At 36.2% G+C, this 16,250-nt stretch carries 15 protein-coding genes; 7 read left to right on the forward strand and 8 right to left on the reverse strand.

Translation table 11 applies throughout. The features are described from left to right. Positions 1–19: 19 nt before the first annotated feature. From ATE49_RS13325 to ATE49_RS13340, 4 genes are read left to right on the forward strand one after another with little or no spacing between them, the layout of a single operon-like run. Positions 20–841, forward strand: a complete 822-nt coding sequence (locus tag ATE49_RS13325) for a GLPGLI family protein (protein ID WP_065082592.1) — start codon at positions 20–22, stop codon at positions 839–841. Between the two features lies 1 nt (position 842). Next, positions 843–1,691, forward strand: coding sequence for a GLPGLI family protein (locus tag ATE49_RS13330; protein WP_065082593.1), 849 nt, complete (start codon positions 843–845; stop codon positions 1,689–1,691). Positions 1,692–1,693: 2 nt separating this feature from the next. Continuing rightward, complete coding sequence (locus tag ATE49_RS13335) at positions 1,694–2,581, forward strand: GLPGLI family protein (protein WP_065082594.1); 888 nt, start codon at positions 1,694–1,696, stop codon at positions 2,579–2,581. A gap of 11 nt (positions 2,582–2,592) precedes the next feature. Beyond that, positions 2,593–3,477 (forward strand): GLPGLI family protein, encoded by an 885-nt coding sequence (locus tag ATE49_RS13340; RefSeq protein ID WP_065082595.1) that lies wholly within the window; start codon positions 2,593–2,595, stop codon positions 3,475–3,477. A gap of 122 nt (positions 3,478–3,599) precedes the next feature. Here ATE49_RS13340 and ATE49_RS13345 read toward each other — a convergent pair whose 3' ends face one another. The 6 genes from ATE49_RS13345 to ATE49_RS13370 form a co-directional block, all read right to left on the reverse strand. Then, entirely contained in the window at positions 3,600–4,598 is a 999-nt protein-coding gene (locus ATE49_RS13345; RefSeq protein WP_065082596.1) for a CE1 family esterase, read from the reverse strand. Positions 4,599–4,629: 31 nt separating this feature from the next. Then, entirely contained in the window at positions 4,630–5,895 is a 1,266-nt protein-coding gene (locus ATE49_RS13350; protein WP_065082597.1) for an NAD(P)/FAD-dependent oxidoreductase, read from the reverse strand. A gap of 8 nt (positions 5,896–5,903) precedes the next feature. Beyond that, positions 5,904–6,902 carry a 4-hydroxyproline epimerase gene (locus ATE49_RS13355; RefSeq protein WP_065082598.1) on the reverse strand — a complete coding sequence of 333 codons (999 nt, stop codon included), beginning with the start codon at positions 6,900–6,902 and terminating at the stop codon, positions 5,904–5,906. 4 nt (positions 6,903–6,906) lie between these two features. Next, entirely contained in the window at positions 6,907–8,388 is a 1,482-nt protein-coding gene (locus ATE49_RS13360) for an aldehyde dehydrogenase (NADP(+)) (RefSeq protein WP_065082599.1), read from the reverse strand. Between the two features lie 16 nt (positions 8,389–8,404). After that, positions 8,405–9,310, reverse strand: coding sequence for a dihydrodipicolinate synthase family protein (locus tag ATE49_RS13365; protein WP_065082600.1), 906 nt, complete (start codon positions 9,308–9,310; stop codon positions 8,405–8,407). 95 nt (positions 9,311–9,405) lie between these two features. Then, on the reverse strand, positions 9,406–10,284 hold the full coding sequence (locus ATE49_RS13370) for an AraC family transcriptional regulator (protein WP_059154041.1): 879 nt from the start codon (positions 10,282–10,284) through the stop codon (positions 9,406–9,408). Positions 10,285–10,458: 174 nt separating this feature from the next. Between ATE49_RS13370 and ATE49_RS13375 the strand changes: the two genes are divergently transcribed. Together ATE49_RS13375 and ATE49_RS13380 are read left to right on the forward strand one after the other, a co-directional pair. Further along, positions 10,459–11,853, forward strand: coding sequence for an aminopeptidase P family protein (locus ATE49_RS13375; protein ID WP_065082601.1), 1,395 nt, complete (start codon positions 10,459–10,461; stop codon positions 11,851–11,853). Between the two features lie 13 nt (positions 11,854–11,866). After that, positions 11,867–14,038: a S9 family peptidase gene (locus ATE49_RS13380; protein ID WP_065082602.1), complete on the forward strand. Its 2,172-nt coding sequence runs from the start codon at positions 11,867–11,869 to the stop codon at positions 14,036–14,038. Between the two features lie 55 nt (positions 14,039–14,093). On the opposite strand, the gene fsa is transcribed toward ATE49_RS13380, so the two are convergent. Next, positions 14,094–14,747: a fructose-6-phosphate aldolase gene (fsa, locus tag ATE49_RS13385; RefSeq protein WP_065082603.1), complete on the reverse strand. Its 654-nt coding sequence runs from the start codon at positions 14,745–14,747 to the stop codon at positions 14,094–14,096. A 127-nt stretch (positions 14,748–14,874) separates the two neighbouring features. On the opposite strand from fsa, the gene pepE reads away from it, so the two are divergent. Beyond that, the gene (gene pepE, locus ATE49_RS13390) at positions 14,875–15,573 is read left to right on the forward strand and encodes a dipeptidase PepE (RefSeq protein WP_065082604.1); all 699 of its coding nucleotides are present in this window, start codon (positions 14,875–14,877) and stop codon (positions 15,571–15,573) included. Between the two features lie 148 nt (positions 15,574–15,721). On the opposite strand, the gene ATE49_RS13395 is transcribed toward pepE, so the two are convergent. Then, entirely contained in the window at positions 15,722–16,126 is a 405-nt protein-coding gene (locus tag ATE49_RS13395; protein WP_059154036.1) for an acyl-CoA thioesterase, read from the reverse strand. Positions 16,127–16,250: the final 124 nt, after the last annotated feature.

Here is a 16,250-nt window from a genome sequence, read left to right on the forward strand (position 1 = left end):
TTTTTCAAACACCAAACCCATGAAATTCACAATTACCTTTTTATTGTGCATTAGTATTCTTATGCACTCTCAGACCCGACGATATATCTACCAGTTAACTTTTACAGACAATATTGTCAAGAATAGTAAACGAAATGTTGATATGGTATTGGACATTAACCCTAAGGATGTAAAATTCTACGAATATGGATTTCTGGAAACAGATTCTTTAAATAAGCTTCCGGATGCGATAAGACATTATAGAGGTAGTGAAACGAAACAACTATTAAAGAGAGATCTGAATTCTTTTAATAATACCAACTTTTACAGAGTTAGTGACTATTTTGCTTTTCCTTCAGAAGATCCTATTAAATGGACTTTATCTAATGAAACTAAACAAATAGATACTTATAAAGTTCAGAAAGCTACAACTGATTTTGGTGGAAGAAAATGGACCGCGTGGTTTGCTCCGGATATTCAGATTAATGAAGGTCCTTATAAATTCAGAGGCTTACCTGGATTAATTTTTGAAATATCAGACAATGAAGGACATTTTCATTATAAATTAGTGAAAAATAAAAATTATAGTAAAACACAGTCTACCGAGAATTTTTTAGAAACCTATTATGGCAAATCACCCACTAATATATCTATGGTCATGTATAAAAAATTATTTTTAGACTATTACAATGATCCCTTTGCATGGGCTAGAGGAGCACCTGAAGGCAGATGGAGTATAAAAATCGGAGATAAAGAGTATAAGACAAAAGCAGACTTAAAAGAAGCAACCGAAAATTCACAAAAAGAAATGCGTGATAGTTACAATCCAATTGAAAAGAATAACGCAGTAACACTAAGATAATATGAAGAAAATCCTCTACTTATTCCTTGCCGGATACGGCATACTCTATGCACAGAATCAGAAATTTGTGTATGAATACAAATTTATATCAGATTCTACCAATGCAAGCGATATTAAATCTGAAATCACCCATCTGGAGGTTACTTCAAAAGGTTCATTGTTTTATAGTTATGAAGTTTACAAAAGTGATTCTTTGGCGAAAGCAGATATGGAGAGGCAGCTTAAGGCAACAAATAGCATTAATGTTAAAACTAATATGCGAAAAGGCCGATTCAGAGATAGAATATATAAAAGCTATCCTGATTTTAAAATTACACAGGAAAGTTCTACAACAGGAAAAGCTTTAAAGGTTATCGATGATCGTAAACTCGATTGGAAGATATTGTCGGACAAACAAAAAATAGGAAACTATGAGACTCAGAAAGCCGAGACAACTTTTGCCGGAAGAAAATGGACAGCATGGTTTACTACTGAAATTCCGTTTCAGGATGGTCCATATAAATTCCATGGGCTTCCTGGCTTTATTGTTAAAATCGAAGATACAAGCAAATCTCATGTATTTGAACTGAAAGAAGTAAGTAAATTGGTGACTCCTTTCAATGGAGAATTTATTTTATCCCAGAAAGCTGTAGATATACCTTATCCTCAGTATGTGAAAATCTACAAAATGTACCGAAAGGACCCCACAGCAGAGTTTAAGCAAAGAATGGCTACTATTTCGAATCAAGTTTTAAGAGATTCCAGTGGTAATCCTATAGACATGAATAAAATGATGAAAGAGCGTGAGTTACAAGATTTGGAAAGACTAAAAAAAGACAATAATATTCTAGAATTGGATTTATTAAAGTAATTATGAAAAATGCAATATCAATTTTTTGTTTGCTTATTGTATTAACTGTACAAGGGCAAGTTCAGCGGTTTATTTATGAATATAAATTTACCAATGACTCTTTGAAAAAAGATTCTTTGAAATCTGAGTATATGTTTCTGGATGTTCTGAAAACTGGCTCAAAATATTACAGCAAGAAACAATTTGATTCTGATTCTATCCAGACAGTTGCCATTATCAAACAAATGAAAATGAACCCTGGCAGTATTTCTATAAATAAAAGCTTCGGTGAAGGAGGGATAGATTATATTATAGAGAAAAGCTATCCTGATTTCAGAATCGAGTTCAATACTTCTGTAGGGGTTGGCTTTGGGAATACAGATTACAAAGTTGTAGACGACCGTAAACTTAGCTGGAAAATATTACCGGATAAACAAAAAATAGGGGAGTTTGAAGCTCAAAAAGCAGAAACTTCATTTGCCGGAAGGAAATGGATAGCATGGTTTACTACCGATATTCCTTTTCAGGACGGGCCGTATAAATTCCACGGACTTCCCGGGCTTATCGTGAAAATTGAAGATGCCCGACATACCCATATTATGGAGCTAAAGGCTGTAAAGAAAATTCCTGAACGCCAGCTAACAAAAGATGAAATAGATGCGGTTGCTTATAAAGAAAAAATGGGAAAGAGATTATCCGTGAATCAGAATCAATATAAAAGACTCATCGAACAATACAAAAACGATCCTGTACAAGGCTACCGTGAAATGATGAATAAACCGAATACAAAAGTCAGCATTAATATCGACGGACGTATTATTAGTGACAATGCTGAAATTTTGAAGCAAATGGATAAAACTGCACGGGAGCAGATAAAACGCGATAATAATCTTATAGAACAGCAATTGTAATAAAAGACGCTATGAAAAAATTAGTATTTCTTCTTTTCATATTTTGTATTGCTTTGCAGGCCTCAATAGCAGCACAAAGATTTACTTATGAGTATAAATATGCTCTAGATTCTACACGAAAGGATTCTTTAAACACTGAGCATATGATTTTAGATATCAGTAAATCAGGTTCCAAATTCTACAGTAAAGCCAAATATGAAAGCGACAGTCTTATAAAAGCTGAAGTAGAAAAGCAAATGAAAATGGGCTCTTCCAACATTCAGATGAAATCAGGATATAAAGGCAGCATTAATTTCTCTGTAGAGAAAAATTACCCGGACTTCAAAACCTATTTATTAACTAATGTCGGAGCTATAGGTGGTGTATCTAAGTATAAAGTTTTGGACGACAGAAAAATGGAGTGGAAGATTCTGAAAGAGCAACAAAAAATAGGAGAGTTCAATGCTCAGAAAGCCGAGACTAATTTTGCCGGCAGAAAATGGATAGCATGGTTTACTACTGACATTCCTTTTCAGGATGGCCCCTATAAATTCCATGGACTTCCCGGTTTAATTGTGAAAATTGAAAGTGCAGATAAAACACATAGCATGGAACTGAAAGGCGTAAAAAAAATGACAGAAGAGCAGCTTACAGCAAGCAATTCCTCTGAATTATCCATCCTGAGAAATAAACCACTGGATATTTCCCAAAATCAGTATGTGAAACTAGTAGAACAGTATAGAAAAGATCCAGGGCAGAGCATGCGGGAACTCCTCAACAGACCCGGGATGAAAATGAAATTCAATGTAAACGGGAAAGAAGTTACAGATTCTAATGATATGATTCGCCAGATTGAAAAAACAGCGAAAGACAAATTAAAAAAAGAAAATAATCCTATAGAGTTAAAACTCGATTAAAAGATAAAATCCAGCTTAATTATAAGTTGGATTTTTTTATTAAAAAAGGTTCCGAAAATTCAGAACCTGATATCACAAAATATTGTTTTGTGATAAAACACACATAGATATTATTATTATTATTAAAACGTATTGAACCAGTCTGTAACAGCCTTGAAGTAATAATCTGGCGGCTGATGGCCTCTTGCACTTCCGCCTCCGGAATATTGGCCATAATCATACAGGGTAAGCTTTACCTGCGAGGTTCCGGGATAAGTCAATGTAACGTCTCCTTTATTCCCAATTGGTTTTGACGTATTATTATCAATACTTCCGCCGTTTTCATAAACCCAAAAATCTGCCTGCTGTTTCCCAAAGTCCCCGTCAATACTATCATCTTTAAAATAGTCATCTTTAAGCCCAAAAAATATCCATACTGCTGTATTTGCACGATAATTTGGATCATGGATGAAATTCCCGTTATTTTCAAACCAATAAGGTTTATTAGCTGCAACAGGAGCCACAGCTCTAAAAACTCCTTTTAGAAAATAAGCCGTAACATTGGTCATATCTCCACCCCATGAATGTCCAGTTGCAAAAATACGGTTACTGTCTATTGAATAGTTTTTTTGTATCAGCTCCAAAAGTTCTTTGGTAAACTCAATATCATGTTTACCGTTAAATGGGGCTGCATAATCGCCCAGTGCCCATCCTTTTATATCTTCGCCATCCTTGTCCTGCCAGATGTATTTCTGGTCAGGATAAACAAAAATAGTATTATCCATAAGCTTTTCCAGTCCCGAAACATTGGAGTTCCATCCTTTACCCATCCAATCATACATAGATTTACCAGTTGAATCAGTACCTGCAAAAACAAACAAAAGTTTATATTTTTTGTCTTTGCTATAATTCTTAGGAATAGAGATGTAATAACTTCTTAAACCTCCTGCTGCTTGTGAGAAAGTGTAAGTTTTCTGCCCGCTCTCTATATTGTCAGCAGAAAGAACGGATGAGGCTTTTACTTTTGCCTCTAATTCTTCTGCTGTCCCTAGTTCCTTACTTTCACAAGAAAAGAATAGCATAAAGCTTATAAAAAAAGCTATTTTTAACGCATAATCTGTAAATACATTTTTTGTTTTCATATATTAAGTAATTTGGATTTATCAGAATAAACTAGTTAAATCTCTCAGGTCTGAAAATATCAATATCAACAGATAGTTTTTCTCCATTAGCGATTTCAGAAACAGTTCTTCCGAAAACCGGTCCCAGGCTTAATCCCATCATTCCACCACCACCTGCGATTATAAGATTCTTTAGTTTAGAAGATACTCCGAGATAGGGAAGTCCGTCTGGAGCGCATGGTCTGTAACCATACCAGAGTTCAGATTCTTTTGGAATAGCTATCTGAAAATCCGGCATATACTTCGGTATAGATGCAACAATACCTTCAACCCGATTCATATTAATTTTATGATGATGCTGTGCAAGTTCCATTGTTCCACCAAACCTTATCTGCCCGCTCATAGGTGTTACCGCAACTCTTGCTTCCAATAGTAATGCGGCATGTTCGAGTTTATAAGCTTCATTTTCTGGTGTATACATAAAAGAGTAACCCTTACCCGGCATTAACTGTATTTTTATACCTGCTTTTTGTGCCAATTCAGGGAGAAAAGAACCTCCTGTCATAATGTACTGATCTGCGGTAAATTTCTTTCCGTTGGCAATAACTGCATTAATTCTGCTTTCCGAAGTCTCAAAGCCCGAAACACGATGCTGAGTATAAAAAGTAACACCATTATTCTTGAGATAAGAAATCATCTGTGTCATTAATTTTCTGGGATCCAGATGACCATCGCATTTGTAATTTATACCACCAATAACATCCAGATTAATGTTCGGCTCTAAATCCTGAATTCCTTTCTGATCCAAAACATCAACATCTAAACCTAATTTTTCAGCAATATGGGCTAACTCAATTTCTTCTTCAGCAACCTTTTCTGTTTTATACAACATTAGAATACCATTTTGATTAAGCTCAAAATTGAAATCTTCAGTTTTAGCCAATTCATTATACAACTTGCTGCTGGCTAAATTAAGATCTCTTATAGCAGGTGCGGATGCATCAACATGCCTCTGATTAGAATGCTTTAAGAATTGTAATCCCCATGAAATTAGTTTAGAACTTAAAGAGGGTTTTACATAAAACGGACTCTTAGTGTTGAACATCCACCTGAACCCTTGTGCTACAACACCGGGTGCAGCCAAAGGTGTAAAGTGGCTGGGTACAATCATTCCGGCATTTCCATACGAACAATTATTGGACAAATCATTTTGTTCCAGTATCTCTACCTGCCAACCTTTTTTTAACAGATAATATGCGGAGCTTAGTCCTGCGATTCCTGCACCTATAATAAGTGCTTTTCCTTTATTTTGTGTCATATATGTGTTTACATAACCTGAAATCCCAACCAATAAGGATCTTCATCGTCGATAATAATATGATTATAACCCGTAATTCTGGCCCATCCTTCGACTGAAGGAATAATAGCAGGCTTCCCACCGATTGTTGCTGCAGCCTCAATTCTGCCAATAAATTGTGACCCTATATAGCTTTCGTGAATAAATTCTTCACCTTCTTTTAGCTTTCCTTTAGCATACCACTGAGCCATTCTTGCAGATGTTCCCGTTCCACAAGGAGATCGGTCCAATGCATTTTCACCTACTAATACAGCATTACGCCCACTTGCTTTAGAATCCACAGGCTTTCCTGTCCACTGAATATGGCTTAGCCCATTAATATTTTCATCTTCAGGATGTATAAAACTGTATTTTTCATTTAGTAATTTCCTGATTATCTTTCCGTAATGAATGAGCTGGCTTGCTGTGAAATCTGAAATATCTCTAAAGTTTTCCTGTGGATCTATAATCCCGTAAAAATTACCACCATAGGCTACATCAACTTTTATCAAACCCAGATCCGGACAGTCAACTTCCAAATCTTCTGCATACAGAAAAGATTTTACATTTGTTAGCTTTACAGATTTCACCTTTTTGCCCTCCTGTACATAATCGATAAGAACCAAACCCGCAGGAGTTTCTAATCTCAATTTACCCGGGACTTTCGGAGCCACCAAACCTTCTTCTATAGCAATAGTTACGGTGCCAATAGTTCCGTGTCCGCACATAGGAAGACAGCCGCTGGTTTCAATATAAAGTACCCCTGTATCATTTGCTTCATCAATAGGAGGGTAGAGGATACTGCCACTCATCATATCATGTCCTCTGGGTTCGAACATCAATCCTTTACGAATCCAATCATATTCTTTCATAAAATGGAGTCTGCGCTCCATCATTGTATTTCCTTTTAAAACAGGGCCGCCACCCGCAACAAGGCGCACAGGGCAACCGCAGGTATGAGAATCTATACAAAAAAATGTTCTGTTCATCGTTTTAATTTTTTAATGATCCTGAATTCACTTCTCCATCAACAATCCGGCTAATTTGAAGTATATTTTCGTTCTTGAGTTCTTCCGGTAAAAATTCATCCGGCCAATTCTGAAAAGTTATTGGGTGAACAAACCGTTTCACGGCATCTGGCCCTACAGATGTAAAGCGGGCATCAGTAGTCGAAGGATAAGGACCACCATGCTGCATTGCGTAAGCAACTTCTACACCCGTTGGCATTCCGTTGAATAAAAGTCTCCCGCATTTATCTTTTACAATATTTATTATATCAATATTCAGGTGTACGTCTTCATTGGTTGCAGCAATAGTAATAGTCAATTGCCCTTGTAACTGTTTTGCAATCTGAAACATTTCATCTTTGGAATTGCATTTTACAATGATTCCAAATGGACCGAAAACTTCTTCGCTTAAAATATTGTTTTTAATAAAATTAGCTGCCGTTGTCTCTATCACAATAGCACGTCCTTCCCATTCCATAATATCTGAATTAACTTCTGAAATAATAGAAACATCAGGCTGAGAGCAAACCAGTTTTTTATATTTTTCAAAGTTTTCAAAAATTCCTTTATGCAACATATTCACAGGTGTTACATTCAGAATTTCATTCTGAAGTGCAACTTTGAAACGTTCAAAACTATCACCAGCTTCGGTAATGAATATTCCGGGATTGGTACAAAACTGTCCGACACCTAAAGTTAACGATGCAACATATTCTTTAGCCAGTTGTTCAGCTTTAGCACTTAACTGATTCTGAAATGCAAACACAGGATTTATGCTGCCCATCTCTGCAAATACAGGGATTGGCTCTTTACGCTGACTCCCTAAATCAAACAATGCCTTTCCTCCTGAAAAAGAACCCGTAAATGCTGCTGCTTTTATTTCTTTATGCTGGATTAAATAAGCACCAATATCATTAGATTTCCCGGTAATATGACTGAATACACCTTTCGGCCATCCAAATTCTTTTACAACTTCTGTTATAGCATCTGCCATTATCTGTGATGTTTCAGGATGTGCAGGATGTGCTTTTACAATAACGGGACAACCTGCTCCAATAGCACTGGCAGTATCGCCGCCAGCTGTAGAAAATGCAAACGGAAAATTGCTGGCTCCAAAAACAACAACAGGACCCAAGCCAACATTGTATTTACGCAAATCTGATTTTGGTTGGGAAGCTTGTGGAAGATCTATTCTGGCTTCTGTATAAATTCCGGTAGACACAGCTTTGGCATAACTTCTCCATTGCCCTATAGTTCTTGCTTTTTCTCCTGTCAATCGGGCTAATGGCAAAGACGTCTCCGCAAATGCTGTGGTAAGCAAATTTTCACCTAATCCTTCTATTTTGTCCGCAACAGCATTCATAAATGCTGCACGTTCTTTTATCGTCGTATTTTTTAAAAATTGATAGGCATCAGTAGCCTGCCGAACTTTCTGATCAATTACCTGAAAAGATGTTTCTTCAATCATAAATAGATATTTAGTGTTAACCTAATACAGGACGATCAGCAATACCATCAGTAATTATTTTATTAATTCTGTCAGCTTCCTCGCCATGCAACTCCAACCTTGGTGCTCTTACATAAGGATTACTTATTCCTTCGGCAGATGCAGCCAGTTTTATATACTGAATAAGTTTCGGATGTATATCCAATTCCAGCAAAGGCATAAACCAACGGTAGATAGCCACAGCTTTATCATAATCTCCGGCCTTAACATAATTATACATTGCCATTGTTTCATTTGGGAAAGCATCTACAAGTCCTGCGACTAAACCATCTGCCCCCAGCATCAGGGTTTCCAGACAAATTGTATCTACACCACCCAGTATTTTAATTCTTTTACCAAAACGGTTAATCATTCTGGTAACGTTTGCAAGATCCCTTGTAGATTCTTTAACAGCCTGAATAGTAGGATAATTTATTAATTCATCAAACATTTCCAGAGTTACATGAATTCCATAATCTACAGGATTATTATAAATAAGAATAGGAAGATCTGTTGCTGAAGCTACAGCTTTGAAATACTCTACAACCTCACGATTGTCTGCCTTATAACGCATTGGCGGAAGCAGCATTAGCCCATCAGCACCTAATTCTTTTGCTTTTTTAGCATAATTAACTGCATTTCGGGTTGTATTTTCTGAAAGATTAAGAATAACCGGGATTCTGCCGTCTGTGATGGTTTTAGCAAATTTAAGAAGCTCAAATTTTTCTTCCGTTTCCAAAGCACTGGCTTCTCCTAATGTGCCGGCAAGAATAATACCGTGTACACCCGCTTTGATTTGGGCTTCGGTATTCTTTGCAAACATATCAAAATCTATTTCTCCATCCTTTGTAAAAGGAGTTAACACAGCCGGGTAAATTCCTTCCCAGTTAAGTTTTGTACTCATATCAAATATTTATTTTTCCAAAACTAACAGAATTTTAAATCCGTAAATGTTAATATTTTAATAGATTCTAACCGTATTTTAACACCTGCTAAATTTCAATCCATTATAGTCTCTTTATATCGCTTTAGATACTCTTTGGGTGAATATTTCATAATAGTACGAAATACACGATTGAAATTGGTCAGGCTATTGAAACCACTATTGAAAGCAACAGAAGAAATACTGTTCATACCCGAAGATGTAAGCAGTTTACATGCCCGCTGCACGCGTAATTCATTGAGATACTGAATATAAGTAATGCCTGTCCGTTTTTTGAATGATCTGCAAAATGCCTGTGGTGTAAGACAAGCTTGTTCTGCAATATCATCCAATGTAAGTTTTTGTTGGGCAAAGTGTTTCCTGATATAACTTTGAGCGTCTATAATTCTTTTATCGTTGTCAGAAATGTGATTAGACATATTCTTGCCAGCAGACAGTGGAATATGTGATGTTTTATTCTGCATAAGATTATTAAGAATCTTTACAAAGCAGATAATCTGTTCTATACCCTTTAGCTGTTGTAATTGTTTTATTTTACTGCTGATATCTGCTTTTAATTCTTGTGATACCTGAAAGCCAACTTCAGAATCAGATATAAAGTCTTTTAGTTCTTCAAATTCAGGTAAGTCAAAAACGCCGGAAATCTTCTTGTGAGGGTCAAAGAAAATAGAAATTGCATGAACTTTGTGTTTTTCATTTTTCTTAAAATCTGCTTTGAAAACATGAGCTTGATTAGCACCCAGATAAAAAATGTCTCCATCACTGAAATTCAATAAATTTTGCTCTATTGCCAATGTTCCGTGTCCTTTCACAATCCACATAATCTGTGTTTCGTCATGACGGTGGAAATAAGGATAAAAATGAGTCATAATATCTTCCTGAATACTAATACTTTTATTAGTATTGGCAGGCACAGAAAACTGAAGACTTTTCATATAAGCTAAACTATTTGGCCAGGTGTTAAAATACTGCCGAATTTAAGCAAAATATAAACACTGGATATCATATTAAAATCCAATCTTTACATCCTGTTTATTTTTCATAAGCAACCCCTTTGTAAACATTATAAAATCGTAACTTTAAACCTTTAAATAACCAATATTCATAATATGTTTTCATCACAAACTTATCAAGATAGAAGAGCCGTATTAAAAGGCAATGTGGCTAATGGAATTTTGTTGTTCCTGGGAAATATAGAAAACCCGGTAAATTTTGAGCACAACCCATATTACTTCCGCCAGGATAGTACATTTTTATATTACTTTGGAATTCAGGAACCCAGGATTGCAGCCATTATTGATATAGAGGAAAATAAAACCATTATCTTCGGAGATGAGCTTAGTATAGACGATATAGTCTGGATGGGCAGACAGGAAACATTGAAGGAGAAAAGTCTAAAAGCTGGTGTACAGGAAACCTTACCATATGCAGAACTTTATAAATATATTCAGAAAGCCCAATCAGCAGGAAGAAAGGTACATTACCTTCCTCCATATCAGCCTTCCAATAAAATTTTGCTGGGTGATCTTCTTGAAACCAGAATCACAGAATTACAGCCATCTGTTGAGTTCATTAAAGCAATTGTAAAACAGCGCTCTATAAAAGAGGCTCAGGAGATTGTACAGATAGAAGAAGCTATAAATGTATCCAATGAGATGCATTTATTGGCCATGCGTATTGCCCGACCAAGGGTTAAAGAATATGAGATTGCCAATGCAATCCAGCATCTTGCAGCAGATCAAGAATGTCAGATGTCTTATCCACCTATTGTAACGATAAACGGAGGAATTCTTCATAACCATTACCGACTGAACACGCTAAAAAGTGGTGACCTTTTTCTGAATGATTCCGGTGCAGAAACTTCAATGGGTTATGCCGGTGATCTTACCAGAACCTTTCCGGTAGACAATACTTTTACAACTAAACAGAAAGAGATGTATGAAGTAGTTCTGAATGCTTTTAATAATGCACAGCAATTATTAAAACCCGGAACTAAATTTAAAGATATTCATCTAAGGGCTTCACAATACCTGGTAGAGGGTCTTATAGATTTAGGATTAATGAAGGGTAATCCGGAAGAAGCTGTAAAAAATCATGCTCATGCTTTATTCTTCCAATGCGGATTAGGGCATATGATGGGATTGGATGTACACGACATGGAAGATTTGGGTGAACAATATATTGGCTATACCGAAGCAGAGCCAAAAGACACTAAAACTTTTGGACTTAAATCTTTGCGTTTAGGTAAAACATTGGAAACCGGATTTGTATTAACCGTAGAGCCGGGTATCTATATGATCCCGGAATTAATTGATATGTGGCAGGCGGAAAATAAAAATGCAGAATTTATCAATTATGATAAAGTAAATGAATACCGGAATTTTGGCGGTGTACGTGTTGAAGATGATTTTCTGATTACCAACGACGGATACCGACTTTTAGGAAATGGACTTATTAAAACGGTTGAAGAAATTGAAGATTACAGAACCCAACATTTAGCTTAATTAAATACCAGATATGAAGAACATAAAAAAACTAGTTAACCTGGCGTTTTGTTATTTGTGCATTTCTCCACTGATAGCACAGAACAAACAATGGACGCCAGATGGTAATGCTTATTATTCGTTTACCAAAAACGGAATCGAGGTTGTAGACCTTGTTAATTCCGGGAAAAATCAACCATTTCTTCCAAAAGAAGCACTTATTCCTACAGGAAGCTCAACACCGCTGAATGTACAAAGTTTTCAGGTGTCTCCGGACGGGAATAATCTGTTATTATTTGCCAATACAAAACGTGTATGGCGGGTGAATACAAAAGGGGATTATTGGGTTTTCAATAAAAATTCAAAGAAACTTACACAGCTGGGCAAAGGTTTACCCGAAGCCTCTCTTATGTTTGCTAAATTTTCACCAGACGGTAAGAAGGTAGCTTATGTGTCTAAACACAATATTTATATTGAGGATCTTGCAAACAATAAACTAAATAAGATAACCAACGACGGCACCGATAGAATGATTAATGGAACATTCGACTGGGCATATGAAGAAGAATTCGGTGCTAAAGATGGTTTCAGATGGTCTCCGGATGGGAGTAAAATTGCTTACTGGAAGCTGGATGCCAATGGCACTAAAAACTTTTTGATGATTAATAATACCGATAGTCTGTATTCATTTACTATTCCGGTAGAATATCCAAAAGTAGGAGAGAACCCTTCAGGTTGCAGCATCTGGTTTTATGACCTTTCCACCAATACCACAAAAAAAGCTAATATAGAAGGAGATGAAGTACAGCATTATATTCCGAGAATGGAATGGGTATTGGATTCTAAATCAATAATTTTACAACAGCTGAACAGAAAACAAAACCAGAGCAAAATTATTCTGGCAAATGCTTCTACAGGAGCTAGTAAAGCTATCCAGTCGGAATCTGATCCGGCATGGATTGATGTAAAAACAATGTGGAATGATGGTGACCCAAGCGGATGGGATTGGATCAATAACGGGAAGGAATTCCTTTGGCTATCCGAAAAAGATGGCTGGAGACATATTTATAAAATAGATATGAACGGAAAGGAAACATTAATTACAAAAGATGCTTTTGATGTTATAAAGCCAGAGTTTTTTGATGTGCCTAATAAGCTGATCTATTTTTCAGCTTCACCTAAAAATGCTGCTCAGGAATATTTATATAAAGTGAGTCTGGATGGGGGGAAAGCAGAAAGAATTACACCGGAAGCCTATACAGGATCTAACAAATATACGATATCGCCAAACGGAAAGCTCGCTATATTCAATAACAGTAGTGTAGATGGTGTTTCTGCAGGTACAGTAATCTCTCTTCCTGACCATAAAGAATTGGTAGCTGCAAAGAGATCCGCAAAAGCAGATCCTGCAAAATCTAAAGCAGAATTTTTCCAGATAACAACCCAAGATGGTGTTACTTTAGATGGATGGGTAGTAAAACCTAAAAACTTTGATCCAACAAAAAAATATCCAATTGTTTTCACAGTATATGGTGAACCCGGATCCCAAACAGTAACGGATAATTTCTACACAGGCTGGAACAGCTTATATATTGGTGATATGGCTCAGGACGGCTATCTGTATGTTTCTCTTGAAAATCGTGGTACACCTGCTCCAAAAGGACGTGAATGGAGAAAATCCGTTTACCGTAAAATCGGACAGCTTAATATTCGGGATCAGGCAATGGGTGCCAAAGCTTTATTTGCAAAATGGCCATATATAGATACTTCCAGAGTTGCTGTATGGGGCTGGAGTGGTGGTGGATCTTCCACATTAAACCTTTTAGGTCAGTATCCTGAAATTTACCAAACAGGAATCGCCATTGCACCTGTAGCCAATCAGCTATTTTACGATAATATTTATCAGGAAAGATACATGGGGCTTCCACAAGAAAACAGAGAAGATTTTGTAAAGGGTTCTCCTTTGGCTTATGCAAAAAACCTGAAAGGAAATCTTTTATTGGTTCATGGAACTGGTGATGACAATGTACACTATCAGAATACTGAAGTCTATATTAATGAGTTGGTAAAATACAACAAGCAATTCCAGTTGATGTCTTACCCTAACAGAACCCATTCTATTAGTGAGGGGGAAGGAACATCGCTTCACCTCGCAACGATGTTTACGAAATATTTAAAAGAACATTGTCCTCCGGGAGGAAGGTAACAAATAAAAAATCCCACATTTCTGTGGGATTTTTTATTTTATGCTATCTCATTAACTATCCAAGTTTCTTAGCATCAGCTACAAACTGAGCTAAACCAAGATCTGTTAATGGGTGCTTTAACAAGCCAAGGATTGAAGGTAACGGAGATGTAATAACATCTGCACCAATCTTAGCACAGTTAATAATGTGCATAGGACTACGGATAGATGCTGCTAAAATCTCAGTATCATACATATAGTTGTTATAGATTGTTCTGATTTCCTCGATTAGGTTAAGACCGTCCGTAGAAATATCATCAAGACGTCCTAAGAAAGGAGAAACATAAGTAGCTCCGGCTTTAGCAGCTAAAAGCGCCTGACCTGCAGAGAAAATTAATGTACAGTTCGTTTTAATTCCTTTCTCAGAAAAATATTTCAACGCCTTTACACCATCTTTAATCATAGGGATCTTCACTACGATATTTGGGTGGATAGCAGCTAATTCTTCTCCTTCTTTAATCATTTCCTCATAAGTAGTAGAAAGAACTTCAGCAGAAATATCACCATCTACAATCTCACAGATTATTTTATAATGCTGCTTAATAGCCTCAGCTCCGCTAATACCTTCCTTCGCCATCAAAGACGGGTTGGTCGTTACACCATCAAGAATTCCTAAATCTTGTGCTTCTTTAATCTGCTCTAAATTGGCTGTGTCGATAAAAAATTTCATTTCTCTTTTAGATTTATAAACTTTCACAAAGATACGATTTGCTTTGGCATTCCGAAAAAATAATATAAGTTCTTCCTTTTACTATCCGTAAAAGCTTTATTTTTGTTTGTCTATACAACATATATATATGAACATACTCTTAGCGTCCACTTCTACATTATTTGGCGGACAATATTTAGAATACATTCGGGAAGAAATTATAAAGCTATTCAACGGAGCAGACGAAATTATCTTTGTACCATTTGCACGTCCGGGAGGTATTTCTCATGATGAATATACAGATAAAGCAAGAAGTTTTTTTTCTACCATTAATATAAAAGTAAAAGGATTACATGAATTCGATAATCCTGTAGAAGCATTAAACGAAGCTAAAGGTTACTTTACTGGAGGTGGTAATACATTCCTTTTGGTAAAGACCTTACATGAAAAGGGATTACTTTCTGTATTGAAACAAAACGTAGAAAGTGGTAAACCTTATATGGGAGCCAGTGCCGGATCTAATATCGGGGGACTTAATATGAGAACGACCAATGATATGCCTATTGTATATCCACCAAGTTTTGAATGTATGGGATTGGTACCCTTTAATCTGAATCCGCATTATCTTGATCCTAATCCGGAATTACACCATAATGGTGAAACTAGAGAAACCCGTATTCTGGAATTCTTAACCCAGAATGATACGCCGGTTGTAGGATTGCGTGAAGGAAACTGGATCCGAAGAATTGGCGATAAAATAACAACTGAAGGTTCTGAATTAACCAGAATTTTTGAAAGGGGCAAAGAACCTTATGAAATAGAAGCCGGAAGTGAACTGAGATTTTAAAATAAAAGGTTGTCACAAAACCAAAAGTATTATTCTTTGTCATCCTGAGCCTGTCAAAGGATCTTTGACTATTAGTACTTTATTAATGACAATGTTTCGACCAAGCTCAACATGACATCTTTTGAGACAACCTCTTTTTATTTTGTAACTAAAAGTGTTTATCCATAAGTTCCATTAACCAGTCCGGACACTTGACAACTTTATTTTTTTCAGCATCCAAAAAGAAAAGAGTAGTGGATGCCTCCGTCAATTTTTCACCCTCTTCATTATATATTTCATAATCGAAAATAATCCGAACTCCCGGACGCTCTTTTACCTTCACTTCAATCCTAAGTTCCTGATCATAAAGAGCTGGCTTCAGATATTTAATATTATACTCCGAAACCGGAAGCCAAATTCCACGTTTTTCAATCTCATCATATGACATTCCGATACCCCGAAAAAGTTCCACACGAGCCACCTCAAAATAGGTTGCATAGTTACCATAATATACATATTTCATGGGGTCAGTTTCAGCGTATCTAACTCTTAATGTGCAAGTTGTACTAATCATTTTAAGTCTTTATCTATACTTACAAATATATTTTTTAATAAGCAAGAGTCAAATATTTTTTTTTACTAATTTTAATTTTCATATTTGTCATCCTGTTATTTTCAAGACGCAAAAATTACTATCT

This window comes from Elizabethkingia miricola, from assembly GCF_001675285.1.
Taxonomy (GTDB): domain Bacteria; phylum Bacteroidota; class Bacteroidia; order Flavobacteriales; family Weeksellaceae; genus Elizabethkingia; species Elizabethkingia miricola.